The sequence below is a fragment of the Bacteroides sp. AF32-8BH genome (assembly GCF_003435205.1).
Lineage (GTDB): Bacteria > Bacteroidota > Bacteroidia > Bacteroidales > Bacteroidaceae > Bacteroides > Bacteroides ovatus.
This window is the reverse complement of sequence record NZ_QVLZ01000017.1, coordinates 90,209-107,105: the sequence shown is the minus strand read 5'-3', so window position 1 is coordinate 107,105 and position 16,897 is coordinate 90,209. Positions and strand designations below refer to the sequence as shown.

The 16,897-nt window shown below is 43.3% G+C and carries 13 protein-coding genes and 1 tRNA gene; 5 read left to right on the top strand and 9 right to left on the bottom strand.

From position 1 onward, the window contains the following. From DWZ47_RS13825 to DWZ47_RS13805, 5 genes are read right to left on the bottom strand one after another with little or no spacing between them, the layout of a single operon-like run. Positions 1 to 1,284 carry a carboxypeptidase-like regulatory domain-containing protein gene (locus tag DWZ47_RS13825; protein WP_117513528.1) on the bottom strand — a complete coding sequence of 428 codons (1,284 nt, stop codon included), beginning with the start codon at positions 1,282 to 1,284 and terminating at the stop codon, positions 1 to 3. Then, positions 1,281 to 1,853, bottom strand: a complete 573-nt coding sequence (locus DWZ47_RS13820) for an RNA polymerase sigma factor (RefSeq protein ID WP_117513526.1) — start codon at positions 1,851 to 1,853, stop codon at positions 1,281 to 1,283. The genes DWZ47_RS13825 and DWZ47_RS13820 overlap by 4 nt, the downstream gene beginning before the upstream one ends. Continuing rightward, positions 1,854 to 2,510 carry a lysophospholipid acyltransferase family protein gene (locus tag DWZ47_RS13815; RefSeq protein WP_182281623.1) on the bottom strand — a complete coding sequence of 219 codons (657 nt, stop codon included), beginning with the start codon at positions 2,508 to 2,510 and terminating at the stop codon, positions 1,854 to 1,856. 24 nt (positions 2,511 to 2,534) lie between these two features. Further along, positions 2,535 to 3,491: a phosphatidate cytidylyltransferase gene (locus DWZ47_RS13810; RefSeq protein WP_008016953.1), complete on the bottom strand. Its 957-nt coding sequence runs from the start codon at positions 3,489 to 3,491 to the stop codon at positions 2,535 to 2,537. Next, positions 3,488 to 4,144 (bottom strand): CDP-alcohol phosphatidyltransferase family protein, encoded by a 657-nt coding sequence (locus tag DWZ47_RS13805; protein ID WP_004325081.1) that lies wholly within the window; start codon positions 4,142 to 4,144, stop codon positions 3,488 to 3,490. The genes DWZ47_RS13810 and DWZ47_RS13805 overlap by 4 nt, the downstream gene beginning before the upstream one ends. Before the next feature lie 189 nt (positions 4,145 to 4,333). Here DWZ47_RS13805 and DWZ47_RS13800 point away from each other — a divergent pair, with 189 nt between their 5' ends. After that, entirely contained in the window at positions 4,334 to 6,184 is a 1,851-nt protein-coding gene (locus DWZ47_RS13800) for a vWA domain-containing protein (RefSeq protein ID WP_117513523.1), read from the top strand. A gap of 259 nt (positions 6,185 to 6,443) precedes the next feature. Here the strand turns inward: DWZ47_RS13800 and DWZ47_RS13795 are convergent. The 3 genes from DWZ47_RS13795 to DWZ47_RS13785 all read right to left on the bottom strand — a co-directional run bounded on the left by DWZ47_RS13795 (position 6,444) and on the right by DWZ47_RS13785 (position 7,562). Beyond that, positions 6,444 to 6,516 (bottom strand) — tRNA-Trp (locus tag DWZ47_RS13795). A 65-nt stretch (positions 6,517 to 6,581) separates the two neighbouring features. Then, a complete protein-coding gene (locus DWZ47_RS13790; protein WP_004308288.1) occupies positions 6,582 to 6,935 on the bottom strand; it encodes an arsenate reductase family protein in 354 nt (117 codons plus the stop codon). A 48-nt stretch (positions 6,936 to 6,983) separates the two neighbouring features. Then, complete coding sequence (locus tag DWZ47_RS13785) at positions 6,984 to 7,562, bottom strand: uracil-DNA glycosylase family protein (RefSeq protein WP_117513561.1); 579 nt, start codon at positions 7,560 to 7,562, stop codon at positions 6,984 to 6,986. A gap of 108 nt (positions 7,563 to 7,670) precedes the next feature. On the opposite strand from DWZ47_RS13785, the gene DWZ47_RS13780 reads away from it, so the two are divergent. The 4 genes from DWZ47_RS13780 to DWZ47_RS13765 all read left to right on the top strand — a co-directional run bounded on the left by DWZ47_RS13780 (position 7,671) and on the right by DWZ47_RS13765 (position 14,621). Then, positions 7,671 to 10,799 carry a SusC/RagA family TonB-linked outer membrane protein gene (locus tag DWZ47_RS13780; RefSeq protein WP_117513521.1) on the top strand — a complete coding sequence of 1,043 codons (3,129 nt, stop codon included), beginning with the start codon at positions 7,671 to 7,673 and terminating at the stop codon, positions 10,797 to 10,799. 15 nt (positions 10,800 to 10,814) lie between these two features. Beyond that, on the top strand, positions 10,815 to 12,410 hold the full coding sequence (locus DWZ47_RS13775; protein WP_117513519.1) for a SusD/RagB family nutrient-binding outer membrane lipoprotein: 1,596 nt from the start codon (positions 10,815 to 10,817) through the stop codon (positions 12,408 to 12,410). Between the two features lie 73 nt (positions 12,411 to 12,483). Continuing rightward, the gene (locus tag DWZ47_RS13770) at positions 12,484 to 13,191 is read left to right on the top strand and encodes a DUF5020 family protein (RefSeq protein ID WP_117513517.1); all 708 of its coding nucleotides are present in this window, start codon (positions 12,484 to 12,486) and stop codon (positions 13,189 to 13,191) included. 116 nt (positions 13,192 to 13,307) lie between these two features. Continuing rightward, complete coding sequence (locus tag DWZ47_RS13765) at positions 13,308 to 14,621, top strand: nucleobase:cation symporter-2 family protein (RefSeq protein WP_004304803.1); 1,314 nt, start codon at positions 13,308 to 13,310, stop codon at positions 14,619 to 14,621. Between the two features lie 116 nt (positions 14,622 to 14,737). Here DWZ47_RS13765 and DWZ47_RS13760 read toward each other — a convergent pair whose 3' ends face one another. Next, positions 14,738 to 16,873, bottom strand: a complete 2,136-nt coding sequence (locus tag DWZ47_RS13760) for a KamA family radical SAM protein (RefSeq protein WP_117513514.1) — start codon at positions 16,871 to 16,873, stop codon at positions 14,738 to 14,740. Between the last annotated feature and the right edge of the window lie 24 nt (positions 16,874 to 16,897).

Sequence of the window (16,897 nt, the reverse complement as noted above, 5' to 3'; positions counted from 1 at the left end):
CTATTCGAATTTGACAGTAATTTCTACTAGTTTGTTGCCGTAAATCCAGTCCGGTCCCTCTTGAATCAGGCGGATTGCTTCCTTATCAGCAGACTCGCAAAGGCTCTCTTTTACTTTGATGTAGAAGGGACGCCCTTCTTTATTAACAAGGAAAGTTAATACAACTTTTCCTTTCACTTGTGCGCACTTTTCATCCGCCGGACGAACGAGATTCTCCTTCAGGTATTTCTGATAGCTACGTTTACCGATGACAGGTTGTGGAGTGATCTCTTTCTCTGCCTGTTCCTCAACCTTCACAACACTTCCGAGGGTTGTTGACTTCTTATTTTTCTTAGCGCCATATCCCACTACCACCACTTCATTGAGTGTCTGTTTGTTTTCGTTCATGGCAATGAGCATCGTCCGGCTGGTATCTACCCGGATTTCTACCGGATCATATCCGATATATTCCGCTGTCAATCGTTTCTTATCATCCTTTTTGACTAACGAAAATTCTCCATTCATATTTGTGATGGTTCCGATATTCGTTCCTTTATATGTCACACTGGCTCCGATAAGTGGTTCTCCTTTTTCGTCGGTCACTCTCCCTTTAATCATGTTCTTTTGAGGAAGGATAGTCGCTACCTTAGCCAACTTCATTTTCTTATCAGATTCAGATTCGAAAGTATCCATCGTTGCTACTACTTCTTGCAATGCGGCAGTCTCTTCCGACACTTCCTCCATCACCGGCACAGTTGCCACAGGCACACCTTGTTGTGGTTGGGAAGTCGCTTGGATTTTGGCAATCATATCTTTCTTATTCGCTTGTCTCGCAGTAATTTCGGAAACAGGAGTGGAATCTTCGGAAGCAGGAGTGGAATCCGTTTTTACCTTTGCGGTAGCCAATGCGATTTCCTTTTGTGGAGTTGCCGGAACTGTTGGAGTTGCAGGAATGGCCGGAGTGGGCGGAACTGCGGGTTCAGCCAACTTGGAGGAAACACTCTCTTTGGCAATGAACACTTCGTCCGTCATACTCTTTTTCAGGAACAGGAAATAACTGCTGATACCGAATCCGATAGCCAGACAGGCAGCGATGCTCCAAGTGATAGCACGGGTGTTCTTTTTCTTTGCCGAATGAGCTGAAACCTGCATCCGCAGTTTCTCGATCCGTTGTTCGTGATTTCCCTCCACTTGGCTGTAACCATCCATAGCATCGGCCAGGAAAGGATCCTGCATCGACTCTCGTTCCAGTCGGTGTGCCTCTTTTCCTTTGCGGAGTCCTCGTATGTAGTCCAATAGTTTCATAGGGCTTGTTTCTTGATACAAATTTTTAAATTTCGCTTTCCGTTCTGGATATAGCTTTTCACATTGTTCAGAGTAAATCCAGTTTGTTCCACAATGTCGGCATACGACATCTCTTCCAGAAAGAAACGCGTAATACTGGTCCGTTGTTCTTCGGGCAACTTTTCGAGACAGTGATGTAATGCCTTCAGTTGTTCCTCCGAACTTTCCTCTTCACTTAATAGATGCAGAAATTCGTCAGATTCCATAATATTAACCGTATAATCTAACGGAATTTCTTTATTTTCCTTCCGTAAAAGTTGCAGGCAATGATTCTTCGCCACCCGGTAGAGCCATGGCTTGAAAACTTTTATCTCATAATTTCCCAGTTTAGGCAATAAATCTTCAAACAACTGCATGACTGCTTCCTGTGCCCGGTCTTCATCATGCAGGTATTTTAGGCAAAGTCCGTACAGTAACGGGATATATCGGTTATATAATTCACCGAAATATTCCGTATCGCTGGACTTCGTATAGTGTATCAGTAATTCCTCGTCCGATAGTTTCGATATGTTTCTTTTGAAAAACAACATCTATTCCTCTTCTTCGTCGATAACAACTTGATATTTTTCTTTCATTCTTTCAAAATCACCTGTTATCTGCTCCAATATTTCATGTGTATCCGTACTCTTTACCAAAGCGGGCATACCATAATAGATGGATGCTTTGTATGGCAACAGGATCATCTTTCCTTTGGGTAAAGAGCGTCCCATACCGGTCATGAATACAGGAATATATTTCACTTCAGGTCGTAGCGACAGGATACGGGCAATGCCGGATTTTATTTTTCCCATCTGCTCCGGTTTCCCTCTGGTTCCTTCCGGAAAAAGAATCAGTGAATATCCGGCATCAATGGCTTCAAGCATCTTACGGATCGGATCGTGCTCCGAATCTTTTTCCCCTTTTCTTCTGATAAGAAGCGTATTGATGAAAAAGTTGCTGATGGAAGCCTGAAAGCGGGTTTTCCCGAAATAGTCTTCTGCTGCTACGGGTTTGACTTTCCACAAGAGTTCGCCGGGCAGGGAAGCCAATAGGCTTAGGGTGTCCAGGTGGCTGTTATGGCTGGCAAGGATAATGAATTGCTTTTCTTTTTTAAGGAAGCGGCAATCGGTGAACTGAACCCCTACGATTAATTTCAGGAACCATTGGAAAACACCTTTATATATAATCTGCATGGCAGCAGCTTGCATGAATCTTTTTTCCATTCTCTCCGTTTAATATGCAATGTAATAAACTAAATGAAAAAATACAGGAGCAGTGTAGGACAGCGAATCTATCCGGTCGAATACTCCTCCATGACCGGGAATACTGTTCCCCATATCTTTAATTCCTTTATCTCTCTTGATAGCGGAGATGACCACGTCTCCCGAGAAGCCGGCAATCGCAAGGAGGGCGCTTACCAGAATAACGTTGGGAGCGGAGAGGGGAGTCAGGAAACCGAGGAAGTAACCAATGACAGTGGTACTGATGACACCACCCAGGAAACCTTCCCATGTCTTGTTCGGACTTACTTTCGGAAGAATCTTATGCCGTCCGAGAAGTTTGCCCCAGATAAATTGCATGATGTCATTGATTTCCGTAAGGAATACAAGGAACAACAGCAGACCCCGTCCTCCGGAACTGAATCCCGGTAGTTCGGGAAGCGACAGGAGATAAGCGAGGTGGCTGATACCGAATACGGAAAGCATCAGAATCCATTGCAAGAGTGCCATCGACTTGGTGATTCCGTGTGTGTCTCCCTTTAAAACGAGCCGTAAAGGCAATACGAGGAACATGACTACCGGAATGAAGATGATGAATGCTCCATACCAGGCAAGGTAAGCCAGGTAATATTGAATGGGGATAGACAGTATGCCCCAAAACAGTGCTCCGCGATCTGCCTCTCTGAATCCCAATACAGAATAAAGTTCTCTGAAAGCAATGAAAGAGAGAAAGGCAAGGAAGAAATAAGAGATGTTATAGCTGATAAATACAGCACCGATAAACATACCCGCCATGATCCACCATGAGCGCGTGCGTGCGGCGAGTTCGCTGATATTTGTTTTCGGAGATATCTTTTTTACAAGGAAAAGAATAAGGCTTGCCGTAACAAGCAGTCCGATGATAAGCGAGATGACAATAATCAACTCATCGCTTAGTGTAGGGAATATTTTATCCAGTAGATTTTTCATTTTATTTCAGTGTTTGTTGTGTGTGACATGAGGTACAGGCGATGTATCAGTGTCGCGATAAGACCGATGTTGATAATGATTAGAGCGATGAAGCATACCATCCGGTCGTATCCTGAATGGATGGTGCAGGTGGCGACTACAAAGGTCAGTGTCAGCAACGCCATGCGGTGTTGCTTGGCCATCGGACCATTAAAGAAATGCTGATGTGTTTTGTAGGCTCCTATCCAGCGGAAATAAGCTGTCATAACAGCAAGAAGGGCGCCCAGCCATCCCAATTCGACTCCGAATCCACCTGCTACATACCCGACGGGAATGATGAATAATGCATCGGCAAAACGGTCGGGCATATCGTTATAAAGATCTCCGTTGGCACTTTTTTTTCCTCCTTCAATGGCGACCATCCCATCGAACAGGTTGCAGAGCAACCGCGACTGCATACAAACGATGAACAGAATATAGGCTACATATTTATTGAAGCCGGGATAAATAACTGTGCCAATCAGCAGGAGGCAACCTACCATAGCGAAGAATACACTCATCATGGAAATTTGATTGGGAGTGACACCCCAACGAGTTAGTTTGCGGGCAATGTTATTAGCCCAGGCCGTGTTTCGCGAGGCTATTTCCCGCCTTCCGTCGACTTCGTTTTTCATATTTGTGATATGTTTATGATTCGCAAATATACACATCATCTGATGAGTGGCAAAGGAATAAGGGAGAATTTTGAAAGGACTCTTTTTTTCTGCCGGATAAAAAAAGTGCAAGTCATTTATGGAATCAGTGTGAAATCTGCATCTCTATAGTAAAAGCGAACTATTAGTAACATTTTAAATAATGAAGTTATGAAAACAAATCAATTCAGAGCAATGATGCTCGTACTGCTGATGGCAGTTGTTTCTTTAGGTATGGTGAACGCGCAAGCTATTACCGTGTCGGGTACTGTGACGGATGCAAAGGATGGAACTCCGCTTGTTGGCTGTTCGATACAGATAAAGGGTACTACGAAGGGTACGGTAACGAATATGAATGGCCGGTACACGATTCAGGCTAAGAAGGGGGAAACGTTGTTGTTCCAGTATATCGGGTATAAGCAAGAGAGAAGGGTGGTAAAATCGGCCACGCTGGATGTGAAGATGAAAGCTGACGAACTGGTATTGGAAGAATGTGTGGTGGTAGGATACGGGCATGAGACAAGAGCTGCAAAAGTAATGTCTACTGCTTACAGGGCAGTATGTCCGACTCCGGGAATCATGTATGATGCTGCAAATGCGGAAGAATACGGGGAGTTTCAGGAGAATGGTTTCAAGAGTGTGTCGGATGCTCCGCTTTCTACTTTCTCTATTGATGTAGACGCCGCTTCTTATAGTAATATGCGTCGTTTTATCAATAAAGGTGAACTGCCTCCGGTTGATGCTATCCGTACAGAAGAATTAGTGAACTACTTTTCTTATGATTATCCGAAGCCGACAGGAAGTGATCCTGTGAAAATTACGATGGAATCCGGAGCCTGTCCCTGGAATACTAATCATCGTCTTGTACGTATCGGCCTGAAAGCAAAAGAAATCCCGACGGATAATCTGCCTGCATCTAATCTGGTATTCCTGATTGATGTCTCCGGTTCTATGTGGGGAGCCAACCGGTTGGATTTGGTGAAGTCATCTCTCAAATTATTGGTGAATAACTTACGTGATAAAGATAAAGTAGCGATTGTGACTTATTCAGGTAGTGCCGGTGTGAAACTGGAAGCAACTCCGGGTAGCGACAAACAGAAGATTCGCGAAGCGATAGATGAATTAACGGCGGGTGGCTCTACGGCAGGTGGTGCAGGTATCTTGTTAGCGTATAAAATAGCCAAGAAGAATCTGATCTCTAACGGCAATAACCGTATCATACTTTGCTCCGATGGTGATTTTAATGTGGGCGTTTCTTCCGCTGAAGGATTGGAACAATTGATTGAAAAAGAACGCAAGAGTGGAGTATTCCTTACCGTACTGGGTTATGGCATGGGTAATTATAAAGATAAGAAGATTCAGGTGTTGGCTGAAAAGGGAAATGGCAATCATGCTTATATAGATAACTTGCAGGAAGCCAACCGTGTTTTGGTAGGCGAATTCGGTGCTACGCTGCATACAGTGGCAAAAGACGTCAAACTGCAAGTCGAATTTAATCCTTCCCAAGTGCAGGCCTATCGTCTGGTTGGTTACGAAAGTCGTCTGTTGAAAGACGAGGACTTTAATAATGATGCTAAAGATGCCGGAGATATGGGTGCGGGACATACAGTGACAGCCTTTTACGAAGTGATTCCTACAGGAGTAAAGAATGAATATGTAGGTAAAATAGACGACTTGAAATATCAGAAGAAAGAGAAAGTATCCGTGAAGCCGACAGGCTCTAATGAACTCCTGACTGTGAAACTGCGTTATAAAGCCCCGGATAAAGATGTCAGCAAGAAACTGGAACTTCCTTTCGTAGATAATAAAGGAAATAATGTTTCTTCCGATTTCCGCTTTGCTTCTGCAGTGGCTATGTTCGGACAGTTACTCCGGGAGTCTGACTTTAAAGGAAATGCCAGTTACGACAAAGTGATTGATCTGGCCAAACAGGGACTGAATAATGATGATAAAGGATATAGAAGAGAATTCATCCGTTTGGTTGAGGCTGCCAAAGGATTGGAAAGAACGAATAAGAACTAGGAAATCGGGCGGGAGTCATTGTGAGTGTACGCTATATGACTATGCGTAAGATTCGCAGATATGAATGAACGTAGAATTCCAGATGGATAATCGTAGAAAATGATAGTGACGGTATATGTTCGGGATAGTGACGTTATCGCTGTTGTATACCGTCACTATCTTTGTCGGATAGCGTCACTATCATTTATTTCGTCCGAATTTCGTCCGACCTGAAACGAAAAATAGCCGTAAACTTATTGTTTACAGCTATTTAACTCTGCACGGGAGGAGAGGCTCGAACTCCCGACACCCGGTTTTGGAGACCGGTGCTCTACCAACTGAGCTACTCCCGTGTTTGCGGCTGCAAAGGTAGTAGAAACTTCTGAATCTCCAAACATTCGGGTAAATAAGTTTTGAATTATTTTAATTTTTCCCACTCATCGGGCTTAAAACCGACTAGAACGAAGCTGTCTGTCACTACCAATGGGCGTTTCACCAATTTACCGTTGGTTGCCAATAGTGCTATCTGTTCTTCCTCACTCATTGCAGGTAGCTTCTCGCTTAGTTTCAGCTCTTTATATACTAATCCGCTCGTGTTGAAGAATTTCTTCACCGGCAGACCGCTGCGCGGAATCCATGCCTTTAATTCTTCCACCGTAGGATTTTCTTCTACGATTAAGCGGTTGGTAAACTCAATGTTATTTTCTGTTAACCATTTCTTGGCTTTTTGGCATGTGCTGCATGCCGGGTACTGCAAAAATAATGTTGCCATATTCATTTATAATTTAATACTTGATATTTAATACTTAATACTTGAACTTCACTTCAATATCTGTAAATCCTGAAACATAATCCGGTAAGCGGCCGCTTTCTTGTCCAATGCTAATGGATACGCCCTTGATGATGAGGGCATCCGGTAAAGCCGCATGGCACGTCCTTCGAAAACAAATTCGGAGTAATCACCTACTTTGGGTTCTTCTATGTCGAATTGCTGTCGGAGAGTGTCCGTTGCTTTTTGGCCCGTAGTGACGATTGCTTTGCATTCGGGAAGCTGCCGCAGTAATGCTGCAACATCGGTGGCTTCCACTACTTCAAGAAACTTGTCCGATGCATTATCCTGCAACCGGCGAATGGATGAAGCAGTATCAAATAGGGCAATCCCCTTTTCGTTTAAAAAGTCTATGATTTGCTCGTGGCAGAACGATTTTAGTGTCGAATTCAGAAAGTGATTCTTATCATTAAAGAATAAGATTCCATATATACGCCACATGTCGTTGTTTAGGTTCGGGTAGTAAAACTCCATAGACCAACGTTTTTTCTGTGGCGGAAAACTTCCCAGCATAAGTAATTTTGATTTCGCTGGGAGAAACGGTTCTAATGGATGTATTTCGATTTCCATAATTTCTTTCATTTTAATTTCGTACAAAAATAGTGATAATGTTTATTTCCTTCAAAATCAATGAGAAAAAATGCTAGATTTAAAAAAATTAGTTATTTTTGCGGCGTGATGAACAAACAATATTTTATTATATCATTGAAAAAAGAAGTTTTTGTGAGTTGCTTCTTAATAGGCCTGTTTTTTCTGGAGGGAGGAAATTGTTATGCTTCGGAGCAACAAGCGTTAAGAGGGACGATAGAAGTTCCTTCTGATCATAATACCGTGAGAGGGCGTGTAATTGATATCTATGGTGAACCACTGATCGGTGCTACAATACGCGAAAGGGGGGGGACCAATGGTACTGTGACCGATATTGATGGAAAATTCTTTTTGTCTGTGCCGGATAGTGCTGTCTTACAAGTTTCTTTTGTGGGTTATAAGACTGTAGAAGTCAATGTGGCAGGTCGGAATGTGCTTGAAATACGTCTTCAGGAAGATGCGGTGATGCTTGAACATGTCATCGTAACAGCCTTGGGACTTGAAAAGGATGAAGCTACATTGGCCTATTCTGTGCAAAAAATCAAGGGAGAGGAACTGAACCGTGTCAAAGAAGTAAATATGATTGCTGCTCTGGCGGGAAAAGCTGCCGGTGTGCAAATCAACAAAAACTCTTCCGGTATGGGCGGTTCCGCAAAAGTCAGTCTCCGGGGAATCCGTTCGGTATCCGGTGATAATCAACCGCTTTATGTAATAGATGGAGTGCCGATGTCGAACACCTCTTCCGAACAGGCTTATTCGGCTATTGGTGGTACGGCGAATGCAGGGAATCGTGATGGAGGAGACGGAATCTCTAATCTGAATCCGGAAGATGTAGAAAGCATCAGTATTTTGAAAGGTGCTCCTGCTGCCGCTTTATATGGTAGCATGGCTGCTAACGGAGTGATTCTTATTACGACTAAAAAAGGCAACTCTGTCGGACAAAGGAATATTAATTTCTCTACAGGACTCACTTTCGAGAAAGCATTCAGTATGCCTAAAATGCAGAATCGTTATGGTGTCAGTGATGTGGTAGACAGTTGGGGAGAGAAAGAGAATCTGATGGCTTATGATAATCTGGATGATTTTTTCCGTACCGGATTGACATCGATGACTTCCGTATCTATCAGTTATGGAAATGAAAACCTGCAAACTTATTTCTCCTATGCCAATACTACCGGAAAGGGGATTATCGACAAGAATAAACTGAAAAAGCATAATATAAACTTGCGTGAGACGGCTACCATGTTCGACAAACGTCTGAAACTGGACGGTAGTGTGAATGTGATGAAACAGACCGTCGAGAATAAGCCGGTGTCGGGAGGTTTCTATATGAATCCGTTGGTAGGGCTCTATCGTTTTCCTCGTGGGGAGGATTTGTCTTATTATAAAGATCATTTTGAAACCTATGACGAAGAACGGAAACTGGGTGTGCAGAATTGGCATACGTTTACCGAAGACTTCGAACAGAATCCATACTGGATAACGAACCGCATACAAAGTAAAGAAACACGTACACGCATTATCCTTTCTCTTTCAGCAAACTTTAAGGTAAATGATTGGCTGACGATTCAAGCCCGTGGAAACATGGATTATTGGGCGGACAAGTTACGCCAGAAATTCTATGCGTCTACTGCCACCGCCCTGTGTGGAGCGAACGGACGATATATCGAGATGGATTATCAGGAAACCCAGATGTATGGTGATGTCATGGCGATGGTGAAGAAAACCTGGGGGGATTTTACACTGGATGCGGCGATTGGTGGTAGTATAAATGATAAAGTCGTTAATTCTACCCGATATGATTCGAAAAATGCATCTTTGAAGTTTGCTAATGTGTTTAATATTGCCAATATCGTCATGAACAGTTCTGCCAGTATTGACCAGCGAATAGATCAACGCCGTCAGTTGCAATCTATATTCGGTACGGCACAGATCGGTTATAAGGAAAAATTGTTTCTTGATTTGACGGCCCGTAATGACTGGGCGTCAACCTTGTCTTATACCAGCCATGAAAAATCCGGATTCGCTTATCCTTCTGTAGGGCTTTCCATGCTACTTGATAAATGGGTGAAGTTACCCGAATGGGTTTCTTTCGCAAAATTGCGTGGCGCTTATAGTAAAGTAGGGAATGATATTCCTCCATTTATCACTAATCCCTCTTCGCAGATCAATGCCGGTGGCGAGATACAGGCGAATGACGCCGCACCTTTCAAGGAAATGGAGCCGGAAATGACTCATGCCATCGAATTTGGAACTGAATGGCGATTCTTTCAACACCGTTTAGGGGTTAATCTGACTTATTATCGTACCAATACTTATAATCAATTCTTCAAACTTCCCGCACTTGCAGGTGATAAGTATGCTTACCGATATGTAAATGCCGGAAATATCCAGAATCGGGGATGGGAATTGACACTGAATGGAACTCCCGTATTAACTCCTGATTTCAACTGGAAAACTTCTGTAAACTTCTCTACCAATAAGAATAAGATAGTGAAGTTGCACGAAGATCTGAAAGAAATGATTTACGGGCCTACCAGTTTTTCTTCCAGCTATGCCATGAAACTTATTAAAGGCGGTTCTATCGGTGATATATATGGTAAGGCTTTTGTGCGTGATGATGCAGGCAATATCGTTTACGAAACAGAGGGTGATAATAAAGGACTTCCATTGGTGGAGGGCGATGGGAATACGGTGAAAGTAGGAAATGCCAACCCTGTCTTTATGATGGGATGGGATCATACATTCTCTTACAAAGGCTTCACCCTTTATTTTCTGCTTGATTGGCGCTACGGAGGTGAAGTCCTTTCGCAGACACAGGCGGAAATGGATCTTTATGGAGTATCTGAAATAACGGCCGATGCGCGTGACAGGGGATATGTAATGCTCGACGGTCAGCGTATAGACAATGTGAAAGGATTCTATAAAATAGTAGGCGGGCGTGCCGGGGTGACGGAATATTATATGTATGATGCTACGAATTTACGGTTGCGTGAAGTATCATTGAGCTATAATTTCTCCAAGAAGTGGATACAGAAAACGAAGGTACTGAAAGATGTTCAGCTTTCGTTTGTAGCTCGCAATCTATGTTTCTTGTATAAGAAAGCTCCTTTTGATCCGGATCTGGTACTTTCTACCGGAAATGATAATCAAGGAATTGAAGTGTTCGGAATGCCTACGACCCGTAGTCTGGGCTTTACTCTGAAATGTGAATTTTAAAGGCAGGAGAGAGAAATGAAGAGAAAATATGTATATCTATATTTGTTGGGGGTATTGCTGTTCTCTGTAGCTTGTACCGGTAATTTCCGTGATTACAATACCGATTTGTCCGGTATCACGGATGATGACTTGATTATTGATGACAATGGCTATGGAATCCGTTTGGGAATTATTCAGCAAGGTATTTATTTTAATTACGACTACGGAAAAGGAAAGAACTGGCCTTTCCAACTGATACAGAATCTGAACGCGGACATGTTCAGTGGGTATATGCATGACGGCAAACCTCTGAACGGGGGCTCGCATAATTCCGATTATAATATGCAGGACGGCTGGAATAGCGCCATGTGGACACACATGTATTCTTATATTTTCCCACAGATATATCAGTCGGAGAATGCTACCCGAAATACACATCCTGCTCTGTTCGGGATAACGAAAATATTAAAGGTGGAAGCGATGCATCGTGTGACGGATTATTATGGTCCTATCATTTATAAGAATTTTGCTAATGCCGAAAAACATTACCGTCCGGATAAACAAGAGGATGTCTATTATGAGTTTTTCAATGAACTCGATTCTGCTGTAGTTGCTCTCACCAACTATATAGATGAGAAACCGGAATCCAATGGATTTGCACGTTTTGATATTTTGTTGGATGGGAAATACGCTTCCTGGGTGAAGTTTGCCAATTCGTTGCGTTTGCGGTTGGCAATGCGTATTGCCTCTGTTGCTCCCGATAAGGCTTGTGCTGAAATACAGAAAATAAAAGAAAACGATTATGGCTTCTTTGAAGCGGAAACAGGCGGAGCAATCGTTTCTACCAAATCCGGATATACCAATCCATTGGGAGAACTTAACCGTGTGTGGAATGAAACTTACATGAGTGCTAACATGGAATCAATCTTGGTCGGATATGATGATCCTCGTCTTGGAGCTTATTTCGAACACTGTACGGATGAAGCTTTGAAAGGACAATATCGTGGAATTCGTCAAGGGACATGTTTTGCTCATAGTCATTATTCCGGATTGTCGAAGCTGTTTGTCCTGCAAAGCACCGATGCGCCTCTGATGACTGCTTCGGAAGTCTGGTTTCTGCGTGCCGAAGCCGCTTTGCGCGGGTGGACCGATGAAGATGAAGAAGCTTGTTACCGGAACGGCGTAACTACCTCTTTTCATCAATGGGGAATTTATGGGGTGGAGGATTACCTGAAAAGTGAGCTGACAGCTTCCGACTTTATAGACACTTATGATGAAGAAAATAATATAGAAGCGCGTTGTAAAGTCACTCCCAAATGGAATCCGCAGGATGATAAGGAGACAAAACTGGAGAAGATTATCACGCAGAAGTGGATTGCCATGTTCCCGGAAGGTTGCGAAGCTTGGGCCGAACAAAGACGAACGGGATATCCCCGTTTATTTCCCGTTCGATTCAATCATAGTAGGAGCGGATGCATCGACACGGAGATCATGGTGCGCCGTCTTAATTTCCCAGGTACATTGCAGACAGAAGACCCGGAGCAATATTCTGCTCTTGTCGAGGCTTTAGGCGGAGATGACCATGGAGGTACAAGACTCTGGTGGGATACGGGAGATAATAACCTGGAATAAAAAAAGACAGAAGTAATGTGCTTATATGTGTAGCTTTAACTATTTTTGCATCTTCATTTAAACACATTTGCTTATGAAACAGATTATCTCTGCTCTTTTCCTCTGTATGTTGCTCTCTGGCGTACCGAGATTGCAGGCGCAAAACATTCAGCTACATTATGATTTCGGACGTTCTTTGTATGATAAAGATTTGCAAGGTCGCCCGCTGTTCACCTCCACTGTGGAGAAGTTTCATCCTGATACTTGGGGAAGCACTTATTTCTTTGTTGATATGGATTACACTTCCGAGGGTGTCGCTTCCGCTTATTGGGAAATAGCCCGTGAACTAAAATTCTGGAAAGGTCCTTTCTCTGCACATCTTGAATATAACGGTGGATTATCGAAAGGCATGTCTTATAAAAATGCTTATCTGGCAGGAGCTACCTACACTTTTAATAATGCTTCCTTTTCCAAAGGCTTTACGCTGACTGCTATGTATAAGTATATTCAGAAACACCAATCGCCCAACAACTTCCAGCTGACAGGTACGTGGTACGTGAATTTCTGCCGCAATCTGCTCACTTTCTCCGGCTTTGCCGACTGGTGGCGCGAAGAAACCAACTATGGAAAGACTATCTTTCTCTCCGAACCACAATTCTGGGTAAACCTAAACAAAATCAAAGGAGTAAATAAAAATTTCAATCTTAGTGTTGGCTCCGAAGTCGAATTGAGTAATGACTTCGGCGGTCGTGATGGCTTTTATGTTATCCCGACACTCGCTCTGAAATGGACGCTGAACTAAAAAACGGATTATAAGAAATAGAATTAAAAAAAGTCGGACTAAAAGAAGCCGGACTTCAGAATAATCTCTGTTTATCCCTCTGCGGAACTTAAAAAAATATATAGAAACCCTGTTAAATGAAAACTGATTTAATCTACGGCGTAGAAGACCGTCCCCCTTTTAAAGACGCCTTGTTTGCGGCTTTACAACATCTTTTGGCTATTTTCGTAGCGATCATTACACCTCCGCTTATCATCGCAAGTGCCTTGAAACTTGATGTAGAAAAGACAAGCTTTCTGGTTTCCATGTCTCTTTTTGCTTCGGGAGTATCTACCTTTATACAATGCCGCCGCTTTGGTGTGATAGGAGCAAGACTGCTCTGCATCCAGGGAACCAGTTTTTCTTTTATCGGCCCTATCATTGCCACAGGGATGGTAGGCGGATTACCGTTAATTTTCGGTTCCTGTATGGCTGCTGCGCCTATCGAAATGATTGTCAGCCGCACATTCAAATATCTGCGTAATATTATCACTCCGCTGGTTTCCGGTATTGTCGTGCTGCTTATCGGATTGAGTCTGATAAAGGTAGGTATCGTATCTTGCGGAGGCGGATATGCAGCTATGGATAATGGTACGTTTGCTACGTGGGAAAACCTGTCTATTGCAGCACTGGTACTTCTTAGCGTCTTGTTTTTCAACCGTTGCGGGAACAAATACCTGCGTATGAGTTCCATTGTACTCGGACTTTGCCTTGGCTATGGTTTGGCATTTGCTCTGGGAAAAGTGGATATGAGTGCGTTGAATGTGGAAATGCTGATGAGTTTTAATATTCCCCAGCCTTTTAAATATGGTGTTGATTTCAATGTGTCTTCTTTTATAGCCATTGGTCTGGTTTACTTGATAACTGCCATTGAAGCAACAGGTGATGTAACTGCCAACTCTATGATTTCCGGACTTCCCATTGAAGGAGATTCCTATTTGAAACGGGTTTCCGGTGGAGTAATGGCAGATGGATTCAACTCCTTTCTCGCCGGTGTATTCAACTCTTTTCCAAACTCCATCTTTGCACAAAACAACGGTATTATCCAACTGACCGGAGTAGCCAGCCGTTATGTTGGTTATTATATCGCAGCAATGCTCGTCCTTTTGGGTTTATTTCCCATCGTAGGTGCCGTATTTTCCTTAATGCCCGATCCTGTACTGGGCGGTGCAACCTTACTAATGTTCGGCACAGTAGCAGCGGCGGGAATCCGTATTGTCTCCTCACAAGAAATAGGCCGTAAAGAAACTTTGGTATTAGCAGTCAGCCTCTCCTTAGGCTTAGGGGTAGAACTAATGCCGGACGTATTACAACAAGCCCCGGAAGCAATTCGAAGTATCTTCTCTTCAGGGATTACCACCGGAGGCCTAACTGCAATTATTGCAAATATAGTAATACGGGTAAAAGAGTAGGAAACAAGTAGTAGAAACAAGTATTAAGTAATAAGTATTACCGAAGCCGCTGGTTTATACTTGATAGGCGTTGATTAATACTTGTTAGTTGATGCTTGTCGATTAATACTTAATACCTAATTCTTAATACTTAAATTACTCATTTTATCTGTTGTGCGGAAGGGGAAATCAGGATACTCGTAAAGACTGAAACGAGGTTCGGTTTCTCCTTTCGTATAATTCCATATAGAAGCATAGTCTTCCGGATCTTCTCCCATCTTGGCTAACTGGCGCAGGTAAGCAGCTAGCGATTTATTCTCTACAATATAAATCTGCCCCATCTGATCGATAATCGGGCTATGATGACGAGTACCGTCATGTTCGAAGCGTAGAATTCGTTTTCCTTCTTCAGTTAGTCCCACCAACTGGAAAGTCATGCTTTTACCGATAGCCGGTAAATTCAATACGCTGCGATCAGTGGCAAGGAAAGGTAAATGATGCTTTCTCATGAAGCGTCTTAATTGCTTGGCAACATCCTCTTTAGGCTCCTCTTCTGTTCCTACTTTCGTCTCTAATATCTTATATAACTCCTCCGCCTGTTCCGGTGTCATACGGCCATAAATCTTTTCCTCCTGTTGCTCCTGCATTGAACGACTGTTGGGTGCAAATACTGCATAATTCTCATTGAATCCCTTTACCGAGAAAGTGTAATAACATACCACCCCCAACGAATTGAGCACCTGACGAAGCCGGGTCGTATGCCCTCTACGTGAAGCAGCCACCGTATATACCAACTGATTCGTAATAATCCATCCCGCAGAAAGAATCTTCCGGATCGCTTCTTTAGCTTCAGGAGTAACCTCCAGCGGTGTCTGGAAATGAGTCTGTATAATAAACTGTTTCACACCGATAGCCGATGCTTTCTCCTTGAATTCCCGCAGAACATCAACCAGCCCGTCGTTGATACGCATCGGCAAATAAGCCAACAGACGTGACCCCAACCGTACCCGTTGCAATTCCGCATATTTCTCTCCATCCTTGCGTTCAAGATTCGCCCTTTGTTTGCGTGCCGCCATCCGATACACCGCATCCAGAATATTCTGAAGCGTTTTATTTTGACTCATCAGCGCATCTCCTCCTGTAATAAGAATATCCCGCAATTGCGTATCCTCTTCAAAATAAGCCATTAACCGACGCAACTTACGATCCCATGATTCCTTCGGGCGTAAAGACTCAAATTCGAAATTCAACCGCTCGCTCTGAAAATCATACATACGCTGACAGGAAGCACAAAGTCCTCCGCAAGCCCGTCCCATAGTGTCAGGAATGAGAATAGCCACCTCCGGATACCGCCGATGAATGTTATGCCCGTCCGGCAAAAGCCATCCCGCAGCATTAGGCTTCCCGGCTTCTACAATATCCTCTTTCTCCCACGCGCGAATATTTCCATACGTCTCCACCAAACGTGGAGAATACAGAATATAACTCCGAATAGCCTCGTCATTATACCCATATCCGGTTACATTAAGCAACGATAAATAATAAGGAGTTGCAAAGAACGGCATACCCTTCTTCCGGGCACGATAAAGCAAATACATAGTCTCTGACGAAAGTGAATTTCCCAGGAATCGATTCAACTCGCCCGGACTTTTCACAGCCATTGCCAAATGAAAGCGGAAATCGTTCCACCACTCACTTACCAACCTGTATTTTTCTTCATAACTCATTCCCTCCTCAAAGTGAAAACGCACCGAAGGCTTCGACTTCCTGTTTTCAATCTTCTGAATCAACAAGTGCAACATCCGCTCCTTATTCTCATCCCGCACTTCACGTACCTCTTCATCCAATCCCGTTTCCCACCGGTCATTCCGACTTTTGATACGTTGCGGCGATGGTAAAGGTACAACCTCTTCCTTCACCCGTTTAAACATCTGAAAAATTTCAATAAACAAATCCGTCGGTATCTCCATATTTTCCAACGTTCCCGTCAGAAACTCATAAAGCAACCGAATCGTCTGTACTGACATATCCTGTCCAGTAGACAGTTCATGGACATTCTGTCCATCATAATCGAGTAAGAGTCGAATTTGCTCCCTCGCCTCCTCCGCAGCCTCATTTTCTATCCTGCAAATTTCCAAAAAACGCAGCATCCCAGCCTTGAACTCTTCCACAGAAGAGCTCTTATCAGCTATCTCCACCACTTCCGGAATTTCTTGATTATAGATTTGTTTCAACTGTGAAAAAGTAAGCGCAAGCATTTTCTTTTGTTTCATAAGCAATCTCTCTATTTTTTAATT